The sequence below is a fragment of the Rhodopila sp. genome, assembly GCF_035548235.1.
GTDB lineage: Bacteria > Pseudomonadota > Alphaproteobacteria > Acetobacterales > Acetobacteraceae > Rhodopila.
This window is the reverse complement of the sequence record NZ_DASZTJ010000202.1, coordinates 24331-39340: the sequence shown is the minus strand read 5'-3', so window position 1 is coordinate 39340 and position 15010 is coordinate 24331. Positions and strand designations below refer to the sequence as shown.

The 15010-nt window shown below is 64.1% G+C and carries 18 protein-coding genes; 14 read left to right on the top strand and 4 right to left on the bottom strand.

Going from position 1 to position 15010, the window contains the following annotated elements:
• On the top strand, positions 1-480 hold a 480-nt coding region (gene folE, locus VHB27_RS16965), incomplete at its 5' end, for a GTP cyclohydrolase I FolE (RefSeq protein WP_325602605.1).
• A gap of 11 nt (positions 481-491) precedes the next feature.
• Here folE and VHB27_RS16960 read toward each other — a convergent pair.
• From VHB27_RS16960 to VHB27_RS16950, 3 genes are all read right to left on the bottom strand, one after another.
• Positions 492-1082, bottom strand: coding sequence for a hypothetical protein (locus VHB27_RS16960; RefSeq protein ID WP_325602603.1), 591 nt, complete (start codon positions 1080-1082; stop codon positions 492-494).
• Entirely contained in the window at positions 1079-2029 is a 951-nt protein-coding gene (locus VHB27_RS16955; RefSeq protein ID WP_325602601.1) for an Hsp33 family molecular chaperone HslO, read from the bottom strand. Before VHB27_RS16955 ends, VHB27_RS16960 begins: the two co-directional genes overlap by 4 nt.
• A gap of 67 nt (positions 2030-2096) precedes the next feature.
• Positions 2097-2660, bottom strand: a complete 564-nt coding sequence (locus tag VHB27_RS16950; protein WP_325602599.1) for a regulatory protein RecX — start codon at positions 2658-2660, stop codon at positions 2097-2099.
• Between the two features lie 168 nt (positions 2661-2828).
• On the opposite strand from VHB27_RS16950, the gene VHB27_RS16945 reads away from it, so the two are divergent.
• The 8 genes from VHB27_RS16945 to VHB27_RS16910 all read left to right on the top strand — a co-directional run bounded on the left by VHB27_RS16945 (position 2829) and on the right by VHB27_RS16910 (position 9830).
• Positions 2829-4025 carry an aspartate aminotransferase family protein gene (locus VHB27_RS16945; RefSeq protein WP_325602597.1) on the top strand — a complete coding sequence of 399 codons (1197 nt, stop codon included), beginning with the start codon at positions 2829-2831 and terminating at the stop codon, positions 4023-4025.
• Positions 4022-4990, top strand: a complete 969-nt coding sequence (gene argF / locus VHB27_RS16940; RefSeq protein ID WP_413788631.1) for an ornithine carbamoyltransferase — start codon at positions 4022-4024, stop codon at positions 4988-4990. The genes VHB27_RS16945 and argF overlap by 4 nt, the downstream gene beginning before the upstream one ends.
• A gap of 208 nt (positions 4991-5198) precedes the next feature.
• Positions 5199-6932 carry a 30S ribosomal protein S1 gene (gene rpsA, locus VHB27_RS16935; protein ID WP_325602595.1) on the top strand — a complete coding sequence of 578 codons (1734 nt, stop codon included), beginning with the start codon at positions 5199-5201 and terminating at the stop codon, positions 6930-6932.
• Between the two features lie 80 nt (positions 6933-7012).
• Positions 7013-7870 carry a signal peptide peptidase SppA gene (gene sppA / locus VHB27_RS16930; RefSeq protein WP_325602611.1) on the top strand — a complete coding sequence of 286 codons (858 nt, stop codon included), beginning with the start codon at positions 7013-7015 and terminating at the stop codon, positions 7868-7870.
• Positions 7871-7885: 15 nt separating this feature from the next.
• Positions 7886-8206: an integration host factor subunit beta gene (locus VHB27_RS16925; RefSeq protein WP_325602593.1), complete on the top strand. Its 321-nt coding sequence runs from the start codon at positions 7886-7888 to the stop codon at positions 8204-8206.
• Between the two features lie 18 nt (positions 8207-8224).
• Complete coding sequence (locus VHB27_RS16920; protein WP_325602591.1) at positions 8225-8527, top strand: LapA family protein; 303 nt, start codon at positions 8225-8227, stop codon at positions 8525-8527.
• Positions 8524-9204, top strand: a complete 681-nt coding sequence (gene pyrF, locus VHB27_RS16915; RefSeq protein ID WP_325602589.1) for an orotidine-5'-phosphate decarboxylase — start codon at positions 8524-8526, stop codon at positions 9202-9204. The genes VHB27_RS16920 and pyrF overlap by 4 nt, the downstream gene beginning before the upstream one ends.
• The gene (locus tag VHB27_RS16910) at positions 9201-9830 is read left to right on the top strand and encodes a phosphoribosylanthranilate isomerase (protein WP_325602587.1); all 630 of its coding nucleotides are present in this window, start codon (positions 9201-9203) and stop codon (positions 9828-9830) included. The genes pyrF and VHB27_RS16910 overlap by 4 nt, the downstream gene beginning before the upstream one ends.
• Positions 9831-9841: 11 nt before the next feature.
• Here the strand turns inward: VHB27_RS16910 and phaR are convergent, their stop codons facing one another.
• The gene (gene phaR / locus VHB27_RS16905) at positions 9842-10417 is read right to left on the bottom strand and encodes a polyhydroxyalkanoate synthesis repressor PhaR (protein WP_325602585.1); all 576 of its coding nucleotides are present in this window, start codon (positions 10415-10417) and stop codon (positions 9842-9844) included.
• A 162-nt stretch (positions 10418-10579) separates the two neighbouring features.
• On the opposite strand from phaR, the gene VHB27_RS16900 reads away from it, so the two are divergent.
• From VHB27_RS16900 to phbB, 5 genes are all read left to right on the top strand, one after another.
• On the top strand, positions 10580-11044 hold the full coding sequence (locus tag VHB27_RS16900; RefSeq protein ID WP_325602583.1) for a hypothetical protein: 465 nt from the start codon (positions 10580-10582) through the stop codon (positions 11042-11044).
• Between the two features lie 181 nt (positions 11045-11225).
• Positions 11226-12083: an alpha/beta fold hydrolase gene (locus VHB27_RS16895; protein WP_325602581.1), complete on the top strand. Its 858-nt coding sequence runs from the start codon at positions 11226-11228 to the stop codon at positions 12081-12083.
• Positions 12035-12943 (top strand): haloacid dehalogenase type II, encoded by a 909-nt coding sequence (locus VHB27_RS16890; protein ID WP_325602579.1) that lies wholly within the window; start codon positions 12035-12037, stop codon positions 12941-12943. The genes VHB27_RS16895 and VHB27_RS16890 overlap by 49 nt, the downstream gene beginning before the upstream one ends.
• Before the next feature lie 93 nt (positions 12944-13036).
• The gene (locus tag VHB27_RS16885; RefSeq protein WP_325602577.1) at positions 13037-14209 is read left to right on the top strand and encodes an acetyl-CoA C-acetyltransferase; all 1173 of its coding nucleotides are present in this window, start codon (positions 13037-13039) and stop codon (positions 14207-14209) included.
• A 32-nt stretch (positions 14210-14241) separates the two neighbouring features.
• On the top strand, positions 14242-14964 hold the full coding sequence (gene phbB / locus VHB27_RS16880) for an acetoacetyl-CoA reductase (protein WP_325602575.1): 723 nt from the start codon (positions 14242-14244) through the stop codon (positions 14962-14964).
• Positions 14965-15010 lie beyond the last annotated feature (46 nt).

Here is a 15010-nt window from a genome sequence, read left to right as displayed (position 1 = left end):
GCTTATCGGGAGTTTTTCGTCGGTTACGCGACGGATCCGCTCGCTCTTCTCGAGCGCACGTTCGAGGAGACGGACGGCTACGACGAGATCGTCCTGCTGCGCGACATAAGGCTGGAGAGCACTTGCGAGCACCACATGGCCCCGATCATTGGGCGGGTGCATGTTGCGTATCTACCTCACCGGCGAGTTGTGGGGATTAGCAAGCTTGCGCGCGTGGTAGACGCCTATGCCAAGCGTCTCCAGATCCAGGAAAAGTTGACGGCGCAAATCGCGAATACGATCCAGGATGTCCTTGAGCCGCGCGGGGTTGCCGTCGTGATCGAGGCCGCCCACCAATGCATGACGACCCGCGGCGTTCACAAGCCCGGCGTCACCATGGTCACCAGCCGCATGTTGGGCGCGTTTCGCGACAACCCGGCGACGCGGCGGGAATTGTTGTCGATGATCGGGGCCCGGGGCGGGTCATTGCAAACGGAGTAGGGCGCGCCCTGTCAACTCGGCGGCCCGGTCAGCGGCGTTTGCTCGACCGGGGTGTCCGGCGCGGTGGACGTCGCGAGCCACTCTTTGAGGTGCTGCCGAATCTGATATTCGAACTCGACGTTCATGGCATTCATCATGTCTTTGGTCATGTCGTAGAGCGTCCGACGAAGGTTATCGTCTTCACCCGTGTGAGTACGTTGAACGTTCGCGACGATGTCGCCTCTCTGCACGTTATCCGCGTCGTAAATGGTCAACGACACCGACATGACCCCGCTGATGACATCGCCTGTCTTGCTGAGCGTGGCGTCAAGGATCGCGAAGACCGCCTTGTTCGTGGTACCGAGGGCCTGTAGCCGGTCGTTCGCCATCGTCTTAAGGACATCGGTGGGCTGAATGGGATCCGAAGCGGAAACGTCGGGAGGGACGCCCGCCGGGATGAAGCGCTGTTGGATCTCGATCGACGCCACATTCAACTGGATCGGCGGAAGATAATCGTATCGAAGGGGCGGGAAGCGGTTCGCCCGGTCTTGCGATTCGTCATCGCCGCAGGCGGCCAGGATCAGGGGCAACGCCAGGATGGCGCGACGCGACAGGACGCTCATGATTGGCCATGAACGTCCTGGCGGGGGAAACGGAACGCGTGATTACAAAATTCACATGTCATGATGATGTCTGAGCCAAAGGTCATGTGATCCAGATCGTCCACCGGGAAGCCTTCCAGGATGCTCGCAAGCCGTGCCCGGGAGCATCGGCAGCCGAATGATAAGGCCCTGGCGCGATCCGCCGCGACCCCCTCGGTATGAAAAAGCCGAAACAGCAGGCGCTCCGCGGGAAGGTCGTCGTCGAGCAGTTCGTCATCGGTCACGGTCGCCGCGAGCGCCAGCGCCGTACGCCAGCTTTCTTCCTGCGCCTCGGCATCCAGCAGCGGGTCGATGCCGCCGGTCCCGGCGATTTTTTCCAGGATCAGGGCCGCGGCGCGCCAGCCGCTATTCGTCTCTTCGCAGGCAAGGCGAACCGCGCACTGAAGCTGCTCGCTGGTCGAGAAGTAGTGGAGAGCCATGTCGGCGAGCGAGCCAGGCTCGATCGCGACGATGCCCTGGTGACGGTTTTCGCTGTCGCCTTGGTCGACCGTCAAAGCCAGGTAGCCGTTGCCGAGCAGGTCGCTTGCCTGCATCTCGTCGACGGGTGTCGTCAGCGCCGCGAATTTCCCGTCGTCGGCACGGGCGTATCCCCGCAACTCACCGGTATCCGTGCAGTCGGCCAGCAGCATGCTGATGACACCATCGCCCTTTGCCTGAAGGCTGAAGGATCCTTTGAACTTAAGGGCCGTCGACAGCGCGGCGGTCAATGCGAGCGCCTGGCCGGTCAGGCGGGTGACCGCAGGATGGTGGTCGTGTCTCGTCAGCAATGCATCGGCAAGAGGACCGAGCCGTACGAGACGGCCGCGGACGGGGCGCTTCGGCAGGAAGAACGGCAGGACGGCGCGCGGCTCCACAAGGTCGGGCACCGGCGGCCGACCACTGTCGAGGAAGGCTGGGGTATCGGACATCCTGTTAGAATAGGTCCGACATCCATCCTTCGCTACCGCCATTCCGCTGAATAGAGAGGGGAGCGGGTTACCGTTCGTGCACGTCCTGAAGCAATGCTTCGGCCTCCTCCGGAGTCATGCCGAGGGCACGCCGCGCGATGGCCATCGAGAAGCCGGCGCGCAACAGCCTTGCCAGGTCGCGTGCCGCGTCCTCGGACGTGGCGCGCGAGGCCGGCCGGAACGGACCCAGACGCCTGCGCCGAGCGGTCGTGACCGCCGCGGCGAGGTCTGCCGTCGGGTCGTCCGGCAGGGCTTCCCGCGCCAACGCGGCCGGAACGCCCTTCAACAGTAGTTTCGCCCGCGCGGTGCGAGTGGATCTGCCATCCCGCCGCAGGCTCCTGCCTTTCGTGGCGGCGAACTCCCGGTCGTTCAGGTAGCCGTTGCGGACCAGGCCGGCGACGACCTGCCCCACGATCTCCTGAAGGTTCTGCAGGATGGCCTGGTCCACATCGGCTTGTTTCGACCGCCACTTGTCCACGCGCCGCATCAGGATGCGACGTACGCCGGTTTCGGTGGCCGCGTACCGCGCCAGGTAACCAAGGGCCACCTCTTTCAGTTCGGCGGCTGATGGCGGAACGGACGGATCAGTCATGCCCGGACGATGCGCGGGACCGTCGCAAACGCAAGTCCTTTCGACATGGCTGGCAACAGGTGTTTGACAGCCGAAAGCGCTTCGCCAATGATCCGCTCCCCTCGAACCCGCTCCGAATGTTCGGAGCGGGTGATCTGTTGGGAATACAAGGACCAAGGGCCGGATCCAATGATCTCCGCTTTGATGCCGAACTACGCACGTGCCGACCTCGCTTTTGAGCGGGGCGAGGGCGCCTGGCTGTGGACCGGCGACGGGCGACGACTGCTCGATTTCGGGTCCGGCATCGCCACCGCCTCTCTTGGCCATGGGCATCCGCACCTCGTCAAGGCCATCGCCGACCAGGCTGCGAAGGTGATGCACACGTCCAACCTGTATCGCATTCCCCAGGCGGAACGGCTGGCGCAGCGGCTGGTGGATGCGACGTTCGCGGACAGCGTCTTCTTCTGCAATTCGGGCGCGGAAGCGAACGAAGGCATGATCAAGATGATGCGTCGCGCCATGTCCGACGCCGGGAAACCCGAGAAATACCGTCTGATCTGTTTCGAGGGCGCCTTCCACGGCCGCACGCTGGCGACGTTGGCGGCGACCGGCAATGCCCATTATCTGGAAGGGTTCGGGCCTGTCGTGGACGGTTTCGATCACGTGCCATTCAATAATATGAATGCGGTCCGTGACGCGATTGGCCCGGCCACTTGTGGCATCATCGTCGAACCCGTACAGGGTGAGGGCGGTGTCCGACCGGCCGACATGCAGTTCCTCCGCGACCTCCGCGCGGTCTGTGACGAGTACGGCATCATCCTGGGCATGGACGAGGTCCAGACCGGGATCGGGCGGACGGGAAAACTGTATGCCCATGAATGGGCGGGCATCACGCCTGACGTCATGTCCTCGGCCAAGGGTATCGGCGGCGGCTTCCCGCTCGGCGCCGTGCTGGCCAAGGAACAATTCGCCAAGGTGCTCGTACCGGGGACGCACGGAACGACCTATGGCGGCAACCCCCTGGCCTGCGCCGCCGGCAATGCGGTGCTGGACATCATCCTTGCCCCGGGTTTCCTGGAGGAGGTCGAGCGCAAGGGACGCAAGCTGATGCAAGCCCTGGAGCAGATCGCCAAGGAATTCCCGACCGTTTTCGAAGGTGCTCGGGGCCTTGGTCTGCTGCTCGGCATGAAATGCGTGGTGCCGCAGGGAAAAGTGCAGGCCGCGTGCGTCGCCGAGGGGCTGATGGCGATCACCGCGGGCGACAACGTACTCCGCCTGGCGCCCCCCCTGGTCGTGACGGATTCCGATATCGAGGAGGCTGTCGCCATGCTGCGCAAGGCGGCCTCCAAGGTTGCGGCCGAGGTTGGCCGGGCGGCCGCTCAATGACCGGTCTCGCGCGGGTCATCTCCACCGGTGCGGGCATGACCGTGGGGCGACGCGCCGCCCCGCGGCATTTTCTGGATCTCAAGGACTTCGACCCGGCGACGCTGCGGCAGATGCTCGATGTGGCGTCCGGCTTCAAGCGGGCAGGGGGCGTGACGTCACGCCCCCTCGCCGGAAAGACGTTGGCATTGATCTTCGAGAAGCCGTCGACGCGGACGCGCGTGTCGTTCGAGGTCGGGATGCGCCAACTCGGGGGCGAGGTCGTCGTCCTGTCGGGAAAGGAAACCCAGCTCGGCCGCGGCGAGACCGTGGCCGACACGGCACGGGTCCTCTCCCGCTATGTCGACGCCATCATGCTGCGGACCGACAGGGCCGAGAAGCTGCATGAACTGGCCGAACATGCCACCGTCCCCGTTATCAACGGCCTGACCGAGGCATCGCATCCGTGCCAGCTCATGGCGGACGTCATGACGTTCGAGGAGCATCGCGGCCCGATTGCCGGCCAGGTGGTCGCCTGGTGCGGCGACGGCAACAATGTTGCCAGAAGCTGGGTCGAAGCGGCGGTTCGCTTCGGCTTCACGCTGCGCCTCGCGACGCCCGACACCCTGCGTCCTCCGGTCGAGCTGATTGAATGGGCCAGGGCTCAGGGCGCGAACGTCGTCGTCACCGGCGATGCGGTCGAAGCCGTGCGGGACGCCGCCTGCGTGGTGACGGACACCTGGGTATCGATGTCCGACGATCCGAACGAAAGCCGCCACAACCTGCTCGCGCCGTACCGGGTTACCGCCAGCCTCATGCGATCCGCGGCGCCGGACGCGATCTTCATGCACTGTCTGCCGGCGCATCGCGGTGAGGAAGTGGATGCCGACGTCATCGACGGCGCCCAATCCGTGGTTTTCGACGAAGCCGAGAACCGGCTGCATGCGCAAAAGGGGATCCTCGCCTGGACGATGGGGGTCGCACGGTAGGGACGGCAGGCGTTTTCGGGCGCCTGCGCACCCACATTGCTTGACTTTCCGCCCTACTTCTCTATGTCCACCTTCAGGTGCTCGGATGGTCCGAGCACATTTGGCCTGCGGTGTCCGCGGGCAAGTCGTGTTTCCAGAACGGGAGGCGCGCAAACAACGGCTCTAGGCCAGCCGAACCTGGCCATCCGTAATGGAATAAACCAACTTCATGGCAGTATCTGTTTCCGCACGAGCCCAACAGCCCGAGCAAGACCATTTCCGCGGTGAGGATTTCGCCGCGCTTCTCGACGAGACCCTTGGCAGCGATACCGGTTTCGACGGGTCCGTGGTGACCGGCCGGATTGTCCGGCTGACCGATGAGTTTGCCATTGTCGATGTCGGCCTCAAGTCCGAAGGGCGTGTCGCTCTCAAGGAATTCGGCCCCCCTGGCGCCAAGCCCGAGGTGCAGCCGGGCGATGTCGTGGAGCTTTATGTCGAGCGTTATGAGGACCGGGACGGTTCCATCATCCTCTCCCGGGAGAAGGCGCGCCGCGAAGAGGCGTGGACCGCTCTCGAAAAGGCGTTCGAGGCGCAGAAGCGCGTCGACGGAACGATTTACGGCCGTGTGAAGGGTGGCTTCACGGTCGATCTGGGCGGCGCGGTCGCGTTCCTGCCCGGCAGTCAGGTCGATATCCGGCCGGTGCGCGACGTCGGCCCCCTGATGGGCACGCCGCAACCCTTCCAGATTCTGAAAATGGACCGTGCCCGCGGCAACATCGTGGTCTCCCGCCGGGCCGTCCTGGAAGAGACGCGCGCCGAACAGCGCAGCGAACTGATCCAGGGCCTGAAGGAAGGCATGATCCTGGACGGCGTCGTGAAGAACATCACGGACTACGGCGCGTTCGTGGACCTGGGCGGCGTCGACGGCCTGCTGCACGTGACGGACATTGCCTGGCGGCGGATCAACCATCCGTCCGAGGCGCTGGTGATCGGCCAGCAGGTGAAGGTGCAGGTCATCCGCTTCAACTCCGACACGCAGCGCATCAGCCTGGGCATGAAGCAGCTTGAGGCCGATCCGTGGGAAGGCGTCGCCGCGAAATACCCGCCGGGCGCGAAATATTCGGGCCGCGTCACCAACATCACGGACTACGGCGCGTTCGTCGAGCTTGAGCCCGGCGTCGAAGGCCTGGTCCATGTGTCGGAGATGTCGTGGACGAAGAAGAACGTCCATCCGGGCAAGATCGTGTCGACCAGCCAGGAAGTCGACGTCATGGTGCTCGACGTCGACAGCTCCAAGCGCCGCATTTCGCTCGGCCTGAAGCAGGTTCAGCGGAACCCATGGGAGCAGTTCCTGGACGAGCATCCGATCGGCTCCGAGGTCGAGGGCGAAATCCGCAACATCACCGAGTTCGGGCTTTTCATCGGTCTGTCTCCGGACATCGACGGCATGATCCACATGTCGGACCTCTCCTGGGAAGAACCGGGTGAGGCGGCGATGACCGGCTATGAAAAGGGCCAGATGGTCAAAGCTAAGGTCCTCGACGTCGATGTCGAGAAAGAGCGCATCAGCCTGGGCATCAAGCAGCTTCGCGACGATCCGGCGCGCAGTGTCCTGGACAGCGTGAACAAGGGCGACATCGTCACCTGCGTGGTCAGCGCTGTGCAAGCCAACGGTATCGAGGTCAAGGTCAACGACGTCCTGACCGGCTTCATCCGGCGGGCCGAGTTGGCGCGCGACAAGGCCGACCAGCGCCCCGACCGGTTCGCGGTCGGCGAAAAGGTCGATGCGAAGATCACCGCCGTCGATCGTCAGTCCCGCAAGCTCACCCTGACCATCAAGGGCAAGGAAGTCGAGGAAGAGAAGCAGGCGATGGCGGAGTTCGGATCGTCCGATTCGGGCGCGTCGCTTGGTGACATCCTCGGTGCGGCGATCCGTCGCCGCAACCAGATGGCGCAGGAATAGCCTGAGCGGCCGACGTGTCGCTTGAGACCGACTTGCTATTGGACAGGCGGCGCTTGAAGCGCCGCCTTGTCTTTTGGCGGGTGTTGTCCGTGCTGGCCTGTCTTTTGGCCGCGCTCGTCTGGTTGAAAGGCTCCCTGCCGCACATCGGCGGTCCCTATGTCGCCCGCGTCTCCGTGGGCGGCTTGATCACCGACAATGCGAAGCTGACGAACGCCATCGACGCGTTGGCGGATGACGGGGAGGTCAAGGCCGTCGTGCTGAAGATCGACAGCCCCGGCGGCAGCGTGGCCGGCGGGGAGGCCCTGCACGACGCGATCGCCCGCGTCGCGGCCAAGAAGCCCGTGGTCGCGGTCATGGGCGGGATGGCCGCTTCCGCCGGCTACATGATCGCAGTGGCGGCGCAGCGCATCTACGCCCACGAATCGACGCTGACCGGCTCGATCGGCGTGCTGCTCGAGGCACCGGAGTTCTCGGGGCTTCTGGCGAAGCTGGGAGTCGACGCACAGGTCATCCGCTCAGGCCCCCTGAAGGACGAACCCAGCCTGGTCCGGCCGCTGTCTCCGGCCGGCCGGGACGTGGCGCAGGGTCTCGTCAACGATCTGTATGACCAGTTTGTCACCATGGTCGCATCCGGCCGGAAGATGCCGGTCGACAAGGTCCGTCAACTGGGCGACGGACGGCCATATACCGGACGCCAGGCCCTTGCGCTGGGGCTGGTCGACGCGATCGGCGGCGAACGGGACGCCCGGGCCTGGCTCGCCGCAGAGAAGAACGTCCCTATGAATGTTCGGACAGAAGACGTATCTGTCGAAGGCTACGCCAGCCGTGCCCTTTCAGGGCAAGCGGCGGCACTGTTGGTGGACATCTGGAAAACCGTGTTTTCCCAAAGCGTTAGTCTTGACGGCGCGTGGGCTGTCTGGCATCGTTCCGGCCTCTGATCCCGGGGGAGTGTCGTGACGAAATCGGAGCTCATTGCGGAGCTGGCCGCCGCGAACCCGCATTTGCGCGGCCAGGATGTCGAGACGATTGTTGCCACGATCTTCGATGAGATCACGTATGCGCTCGCGCGCGGTGAACGGGTCGAACTGCGTGGCTTCGGTGCGTTCACGGTAAAGCATCGCGACGCGCGGACAGGTCGCAACCCCCGGACCGGCGCCTCGGTCTCGGTCGAGGAAAAGACGGTGCCCTTTTTCAAAGCGGGCAAGGAACTGCGGCTGAGAGTCAATGCCGGCAAGATACCAAGGGCCGCGCCGATCGAGCGCAAGGAGGCCTGACGCCGGAGGTTAGGTGTTATGTTCTTGATTCTATTCGTATTGATTATCTGCATACCGCTTTCTCTGTTCGCGCTGTCGAACACCGAAATGGTGACCCTGGGTATCTGGCCGACCGATTACATGGTCCAGGTTCATCTTTCGCTGGCGATCCTGGTCGCGATGGCCGTGGCATTCTTCCTTGGCGGGTTGTTGGTCTGGTTTTCCGCGCTGGCGCAGCGCCGGCGTGCCAACCGTGCCGAACGAACGGTCAAACTCCTGGAGGCGCAGATCGAGGAATTGAAAGCGCGACCCGCGCTCGCTATTTCCGCCTCATCCTCATGAAACGCCTGATCACAGCGCTTGATACGTCGGATCTCCGGCAAGCGAAGGCCTGGGCGAAGGCCCTGGCCCCGCACGTAGGGGCATTGAAGCTGGGTCTGGAGTTCTTTCTCGCGCACGGACGAGACGGCTACGCCGCGATGGACGGCGTGCCGATTTTCCTGGACCTGAAACTGCACGACATCCCCAACACGGTTGCGGGCGCGGTCCGGTCGATCCTGCCTTTGCAGCCGGCGATGCTGACCGTTCACGCCAGCGGCGGGCCGGACATGGTGGCCGCGGCGAAGGATGCGGCTTCGCGGGTCCCGAACCCGCCTCTGATCCTCGCCGTCACGGTTCTTACAAGTCTGAATCAAGCCGGTCTTCAGGCAATAGGCCTCAAGCGGTCGGTGGAGGAGCAGGTGACGCTGCTTGCAGAGATGGCGATCTCTCGCGGGGCGGACGGCCTTGTCTGCAGTCCGCTGGAAGTGCCCGTCTTGCGGAAGACATTGGGTCGGTCCGTCAAACTGGTGGTGCCTGGCATTCGGCCGCCCGGCGCCGATCGCGGCGATCAGGCTCGGACGATGACGCCGTGGGAGGCCGTTCAGGCCGGCGCGGATTGGATTGTCGTCGGCCGTCCGATCACGGCAAGCGCCGATCCGGCCGCCGCGGCATCGGCGATCGCCATGGAGATCGGGTGATCCAGGTCAAGATATGCGGCATCAACGATGCCGCTGCATTTGACGCCGCGGTGCAATCCGGGGCCGACTGGGTGGGCTTCGTCTTTTTCCCCCCATCGCCGCGCTACGTGACGCCGGACCAGGCTTTGGCGCTGTCTTCCCGATCCCCTTCAGGTCCCCCGCGCGTGGGCCTGTTCGTCGATCCGGCGCCGGAGGACATCGGCCGGACACTCGACATCGTCCCTCTCGACATCCTCCAGCTTTATGGTGCGGAGAAGCACCTGGCCGAGATAAAGCGGACGTTCGGGCGTCCGATATGGCGTGCGGTGGGTGTGTCGGCGCCCTCCGACCTTCCGGCCATGGAGGACAGGGCCGACCGTCTTCTGATCGAGGCAAAACCGCCCAAGGACGCAACACGCCCGGGTGGAAACTCCATGACGTTCGAGTGGCGGATCACGAACGACTGGAAGGCGCCGGTTCCCTGGATCCTGGCGGGCGGGCTGACTCCAGCCAACGTGGCCGAGGCGATCGCGTTGAGCGGTGCGCCGGCGGTTGACGTTTCCTCAGGCGTCGAAGCGTCGAAGGGCGTTAAAGACCCCGCGCTCATCCGGGCCTTCATCAAGGCCGCCAAGGGCGCGGCGGACTAGGGCGCGGCGGACTAGGGCTTGCGAGCCTCGGCCAGTTCCTTTTTCAGTCGCTCGATTTCAGCCCGGAGAGCATCGATCTCCGGCTGGCCGGAAGCGCCTTCCGCGCCCCGGTAGAACGGCGTGAACATGGAGAAGGCGCGTTCCATCATCGCCATGTTCTGGCGGCCCATTTCTTCCATGTTCCCGAAGGGAAACAATGTTCCCATCGTCTTCTGCATCGCCGTCCTCATCTGCTCCTGCTGTTGGGCAAATGACGTCATCGCGTATTCGAGATATTTGGGTACCAGGCTCTGCATCGACCCGCCATACAGGCCGATCAACTGCCGTAGGAAATTCGTCGGCAGAAGGTTCTGTCCCTTGCCTTCCTCTTCGACGATGATCTGCGTCAATACACTGCGGGTGATGTCATCGCCGCTTTTTGCATCATAAACGACGAAGTCCCGACCGAGCCGGACCATTTCGGCGAGATTGTCGAGGGTTATGTAGCTGGAGCTTTCGGTGTTGTACAATCGACGGTTAGCGTATTTCTTTACCACGACAGGTGGCTTTTCGCCCGTCTTCACTTCAGCCAAGGGTTCAGCGGACATAGTCTTCCTGACCTCGTCTCATGGCTTTTTCCTACCGCCTATTTCGCATGTGCGATAGACTAAAATTGCGGCAGGCTGCCACTGGCGAGGGCTGAATCCTGCTGCCGTATCCTAAAGCCGCGTCCTCCATTATGTTGGCCGGCGATGGAGGCGGAATGCAGCATGGGGGTCAAAGCCGGTTTCAGCGGTTTCCGGCCAGACGAAATGGCGGAGTCAGGGGCGTCGACGCGGGAAGAGGAGGGGCCGGACCAGGCATCGGAGTCGGATCTGGCGCGCGACTGGATCACGCTGTGGCAAAGCGAGTTGAACGCGCTCGCCGCCGATCCCGAGATGATGCGGTCCTGGCGTTCGGCGGTTCAGGCCTGGTCCAATGTCGCGACCTGGTTTCTCCACATCATGCCGAAAGCCGCCGAAGCCCGCCACGATGACACGCCGAGACGACGCCCCGGGCCCAAACCTGCGGCGCGGCCCACGCCCGCTGTTGCTGCATCTGACGCTCGCGACGATGAGATCGCTCGTCTCACGCTCCACATCTCTCAATTGGAGCGCCGACTGGCCGACCTCGAACGCCGCATCGGCGGCCGTCCTGCGGTCGATACAAAGCGCCGTCGAAACAGGGACGTTTGACTTCGAGACTGCCGTCTTTCAGGAGACCTTCGCGCAGGATGCCGCCCTGATCGCCGGGATTGCCGCTTACCGGCGACATCCCTGGCGCAGGGACGTCGTCGATCCGGAACCGATCTGGCGCGAAGGGTCGTCCAGCCTCCTGGACTATGGGACGGTCGGCGAAGGGCCCACGGTCCTGTTTGTGCCAAGCCTGATCAATCGGGCCTACATCCTGGACCTGCGCGCGGGCGGTTCGATGATGCGGTGGTTCGCCGATCAAGGCGTGCGCACGCTTCTGCTGGATTGGGGCCGCCCCGAGGACCTGGAGCGGGGTTTCACGCTGACCGATTACATCGCCGGGCGGCTGGAGCGTGCCGTCGCCAAGGCGAATGCGTTGACGGGTGGCCCGGTCGTCGTGGCCGGCTATTGCATGGGCGGAACCCTGGCAGTTGCGCTGGCGCAGCGGCGCCCGGATTTGCTCCGCGGCTTGGTGATCCTGGCGGCTCCTTGGGATTTTCATGCCCCCGACCGGCAGCGCGCGGATCAGGCCTTGCTCGCCCTGGATCTGCTGGAGCCTGTTCTCCAGCATGAGTCGGCGATGCCGGTCGATTTCCTGCAATCGCTGTTCGCGATGCTGGACCCGTGGTCGGTCGCCAGGAAGTATCGGCGCTTCGGGCGCCTCGATCCGGACGGCGAGGCCGCGAGGTTGTTTGTCGCCATGGAGGATTGGCTGAACGACGGGATTCCCCTGGCTGCGCCCGTCGCCCGGTCCTGTCTGAAGGAATGGTACGGCCTGAACCTCCCGGTCCGTAACGAATGGCGGATTGCCGGCCTGCCCGTCGATCCGCGGGACATCCGCCTGCCGACGTTCGTCGCGATCCCGGACCGGGACCGGATCGTTCCCCCTGCGTCCGCCCTTGCGTTGGCGGCACTGCTGGAGGAGGTCACGGTTCACAAACCGGGGGCGGGTCACATCGGCATGGCGGCTGGCCCGCGGGCGGAGCAAGAACTGTGGCAGCCGCTATCGCGCTGGCTGAAGGCACGGTTCCGCGCCGGATGACGGCCCTCGCCCGCATCTGGAGAAAAAGATGCGCATCGCCTCCGGCGGATTTCCCTCGATGGCCACTGGAAAGGATCTCCGGTCGGGTGAATGATCGGCTCCCAAGCCAACGCGCCCCACGCGCGGCCAGAGGAAAGGAAACGCCCATGCCGACCGTGCAGCCCAAAGCCATCGTTTTCGACACATTCGGGTCGGTCGTCGACTGGCGAAGCAGCTTGATCGTCGACCTTACCGCCTATGGGGAGACGAAGGGCGTCAAGGCGGACTGGGCCGCCTTGGTGGACGCGTGGCGGGCCGCATACCATCCCTCGATGGATCGCGTCCGCAAGGGACAGCAGCCTTGGACGAAGCTGGATGATCTGCACAGGGCGTCTCTGGACCACCTGGTCGCGGAGTTCGGCATCAAGGGGCTGAGTGAAGCCGATCTGGAGCACATCAACCTGGGATGGCACCGGCTTCATCCCTGGCCGGATTCCGTGCCGGGCCTGACCCGGCTGAAGTCCCGCTTCATCATTGGCCCGCTGTCGAACGGGAATGTTTCACTTCTGTTAAATATGGCGAAATTCGCTGGAATTCCCTGGGACATGATCTTCGGCTCCGACCTGTTTCAGCACTTCAAGCCGGATCCGGAGACCTATCTTGGGACGGCGCACCTGCTCGGTATCCGCCCAGGCCAGCTGATGATGGCGGCTGCCCATAACAATGACCTCGCCGCCGCCCGCTCCTGCGGCCTGCTGACCGCGTTCTTCCCTCGGCCAGGCGAATACGGTCCTCACCAAAAACGCGATACGAAAGCCGAGGCGGATTGGGATATCGTCGCGACGGATATCCAGGATCTCGCAACCCAGCTTGGCGTGTAATGAAGGGTTGTCTTTCCGTTGATCCTGACGCAGTTGTGTATGAGCGGCGATGTCCCTCAATCGAGCGCCGCGATGTGAAATGGGAGAGCTGACATGGACGACATAGTCATTGTCTCGGCTGCTAGGACACCCGTTGGCAGCTTCAATGGCACCCTGAGCTCGGTTCACGCTCAACAACTCGGTGCGGTAGCGCTGCAGGCGGCCATGTCCCGTGCCGGGGTGGAGCCGTCCGATGTCGATGAACTGATCTACGGCCAGGTCCTTGCCGCCGGCGAGGGGCAGAACCCGACGCGCCAGGCCGCACGCGCGGCGGGCGTCCCGGACTCCGCCACCGCGTTCGGCATCAACCAGGTGTGCGGATCGGGCCTGCGGGCGGTCGCGCTGGCGGCCCAGCAAATCCGCACCGGCGAAAGCAAGATCGTCGCCGCCGGCGGCATGGAAAGCATGAGCCTTTCGGCCCATGCCGCCCATCTCCGCAACGGCACCAAGATGGGTGGCGTGGAGTTTGTCGACACGATGCTCAAGGATGGCCTGTGGGACGCGTTCCATGGCTACCACATGGGCAACACCGCCGAGAACGTTGCGACCAAATACCAGATCTCCCGCGAGCAGCAGGACGAGTTCGCCCTGGCGTCACAGCAGAAAGCCTCCGCCGCCCAGAAGTCGGGACGCTTCAAGGACGAGATCGTGCCGGTGACGATCAAGGGCCGCAAGGGCGATATCGTCGTCAGCGACGACGAGTATATCCGTCACGACGCCAGCCTTGAGAGCATGGCGAGGCTGCGTCCAGCGTTCACGAAGGATGGAACGGTCACCGCCGGGAACGCGTCCGGCATCAACGATGGCGCCGCGGCCGTCATCCTGATGACCAGCAGCGAGGCCAGCAAGCGCGGCCTGACCCCGCTTGCCCGGATCGCCGGCTTCGCGACCGCGGGCGTCGATCCTGCCATCATGGGGACGGGACCGATCCCCTCCACCCGCAAAGTCCTGGGACGTGTCGGCTGGAAGCCCGACGATCTCGACCTTGTGGAGGCCAACGAGGCCTTCGCGGCCCAGGCGCTCGCCGTCAACAAGGACCTCGGCTGGGACACGTCGAAGGTCAACGTCAATGGCGGGGCGATCGCGATCGGCCACCCGATCGGCGCGTCCGGTGCGCGTATCCTGGTCACCTTGCTGCATGAAATGCTGAAGCGCGACGCCAAGAAGGGTCTCGCGACCCTGTGCATCGGCGGTGGAATGGGTGTGGCAATGGCCGTCGAACGCTGAACGACAAACGTCACCAAACGGGGGAAACAGTCATGGCACGTGTAGCGCTCGTCACTGGCGGGACGCGGGGCATAGGCGAGGCGATCAGCCTCGCCCTCAAGGCGCAGGGCCGCAACGTCATTGCCAGTTACGTTGGCAACGATGAAGCAGCCGAGGCGTTCAAGGCCAGGACCGGTATTCCGGTGATCAAGTTCAACGTCTCGAACTTCGAGGAGTGCGAAGCCGCGGTCGCAAAAATCACCGCCGACTATGGTCCGATCGAGGTGCTGGTGAACAACGCCGGCATCACCCGCGACGCGACGCTGTTGCGCATGCGCCGGGATATGTGGGACGCCGTACTCGATACGAACCTCGGGTCCTGCTTCAACCTCAGCCGGTTGACCTTCGAGGGTATGCGGGAGCGGAAGTTCGGCCGGATCGTCAATGTCGGCAGCATCAACGGGCAGGCCGGCCAGTACGGCCAAGTCAACTATGCGGCCGCCAAGTCAGGCATTCATGGCTTCACCAAGGCGCTCGCGCAGGAAGGGGCGCGGTACGGCATCACGGTCAACGCGATCGCACCCGGATATGTCGATACGGAAATGGTGAGGGCGGTGCCCGGAGAGGTGCTTCGCAAGATCGTTGCGAAGATTCCGATCGGCCGCTTGGGGCGTGCCGAGGACATCGCCCGCGGCGTCGCGTTCCTGACGGCGGACGATGCCGATTTCATTACGGGATCGACGATGTCGATCAACGGCGGCCAGCATATGTATTGATCGACGCCTCCGGCCGGCTGACCGTCGCCCAGATGGACGAACAGCC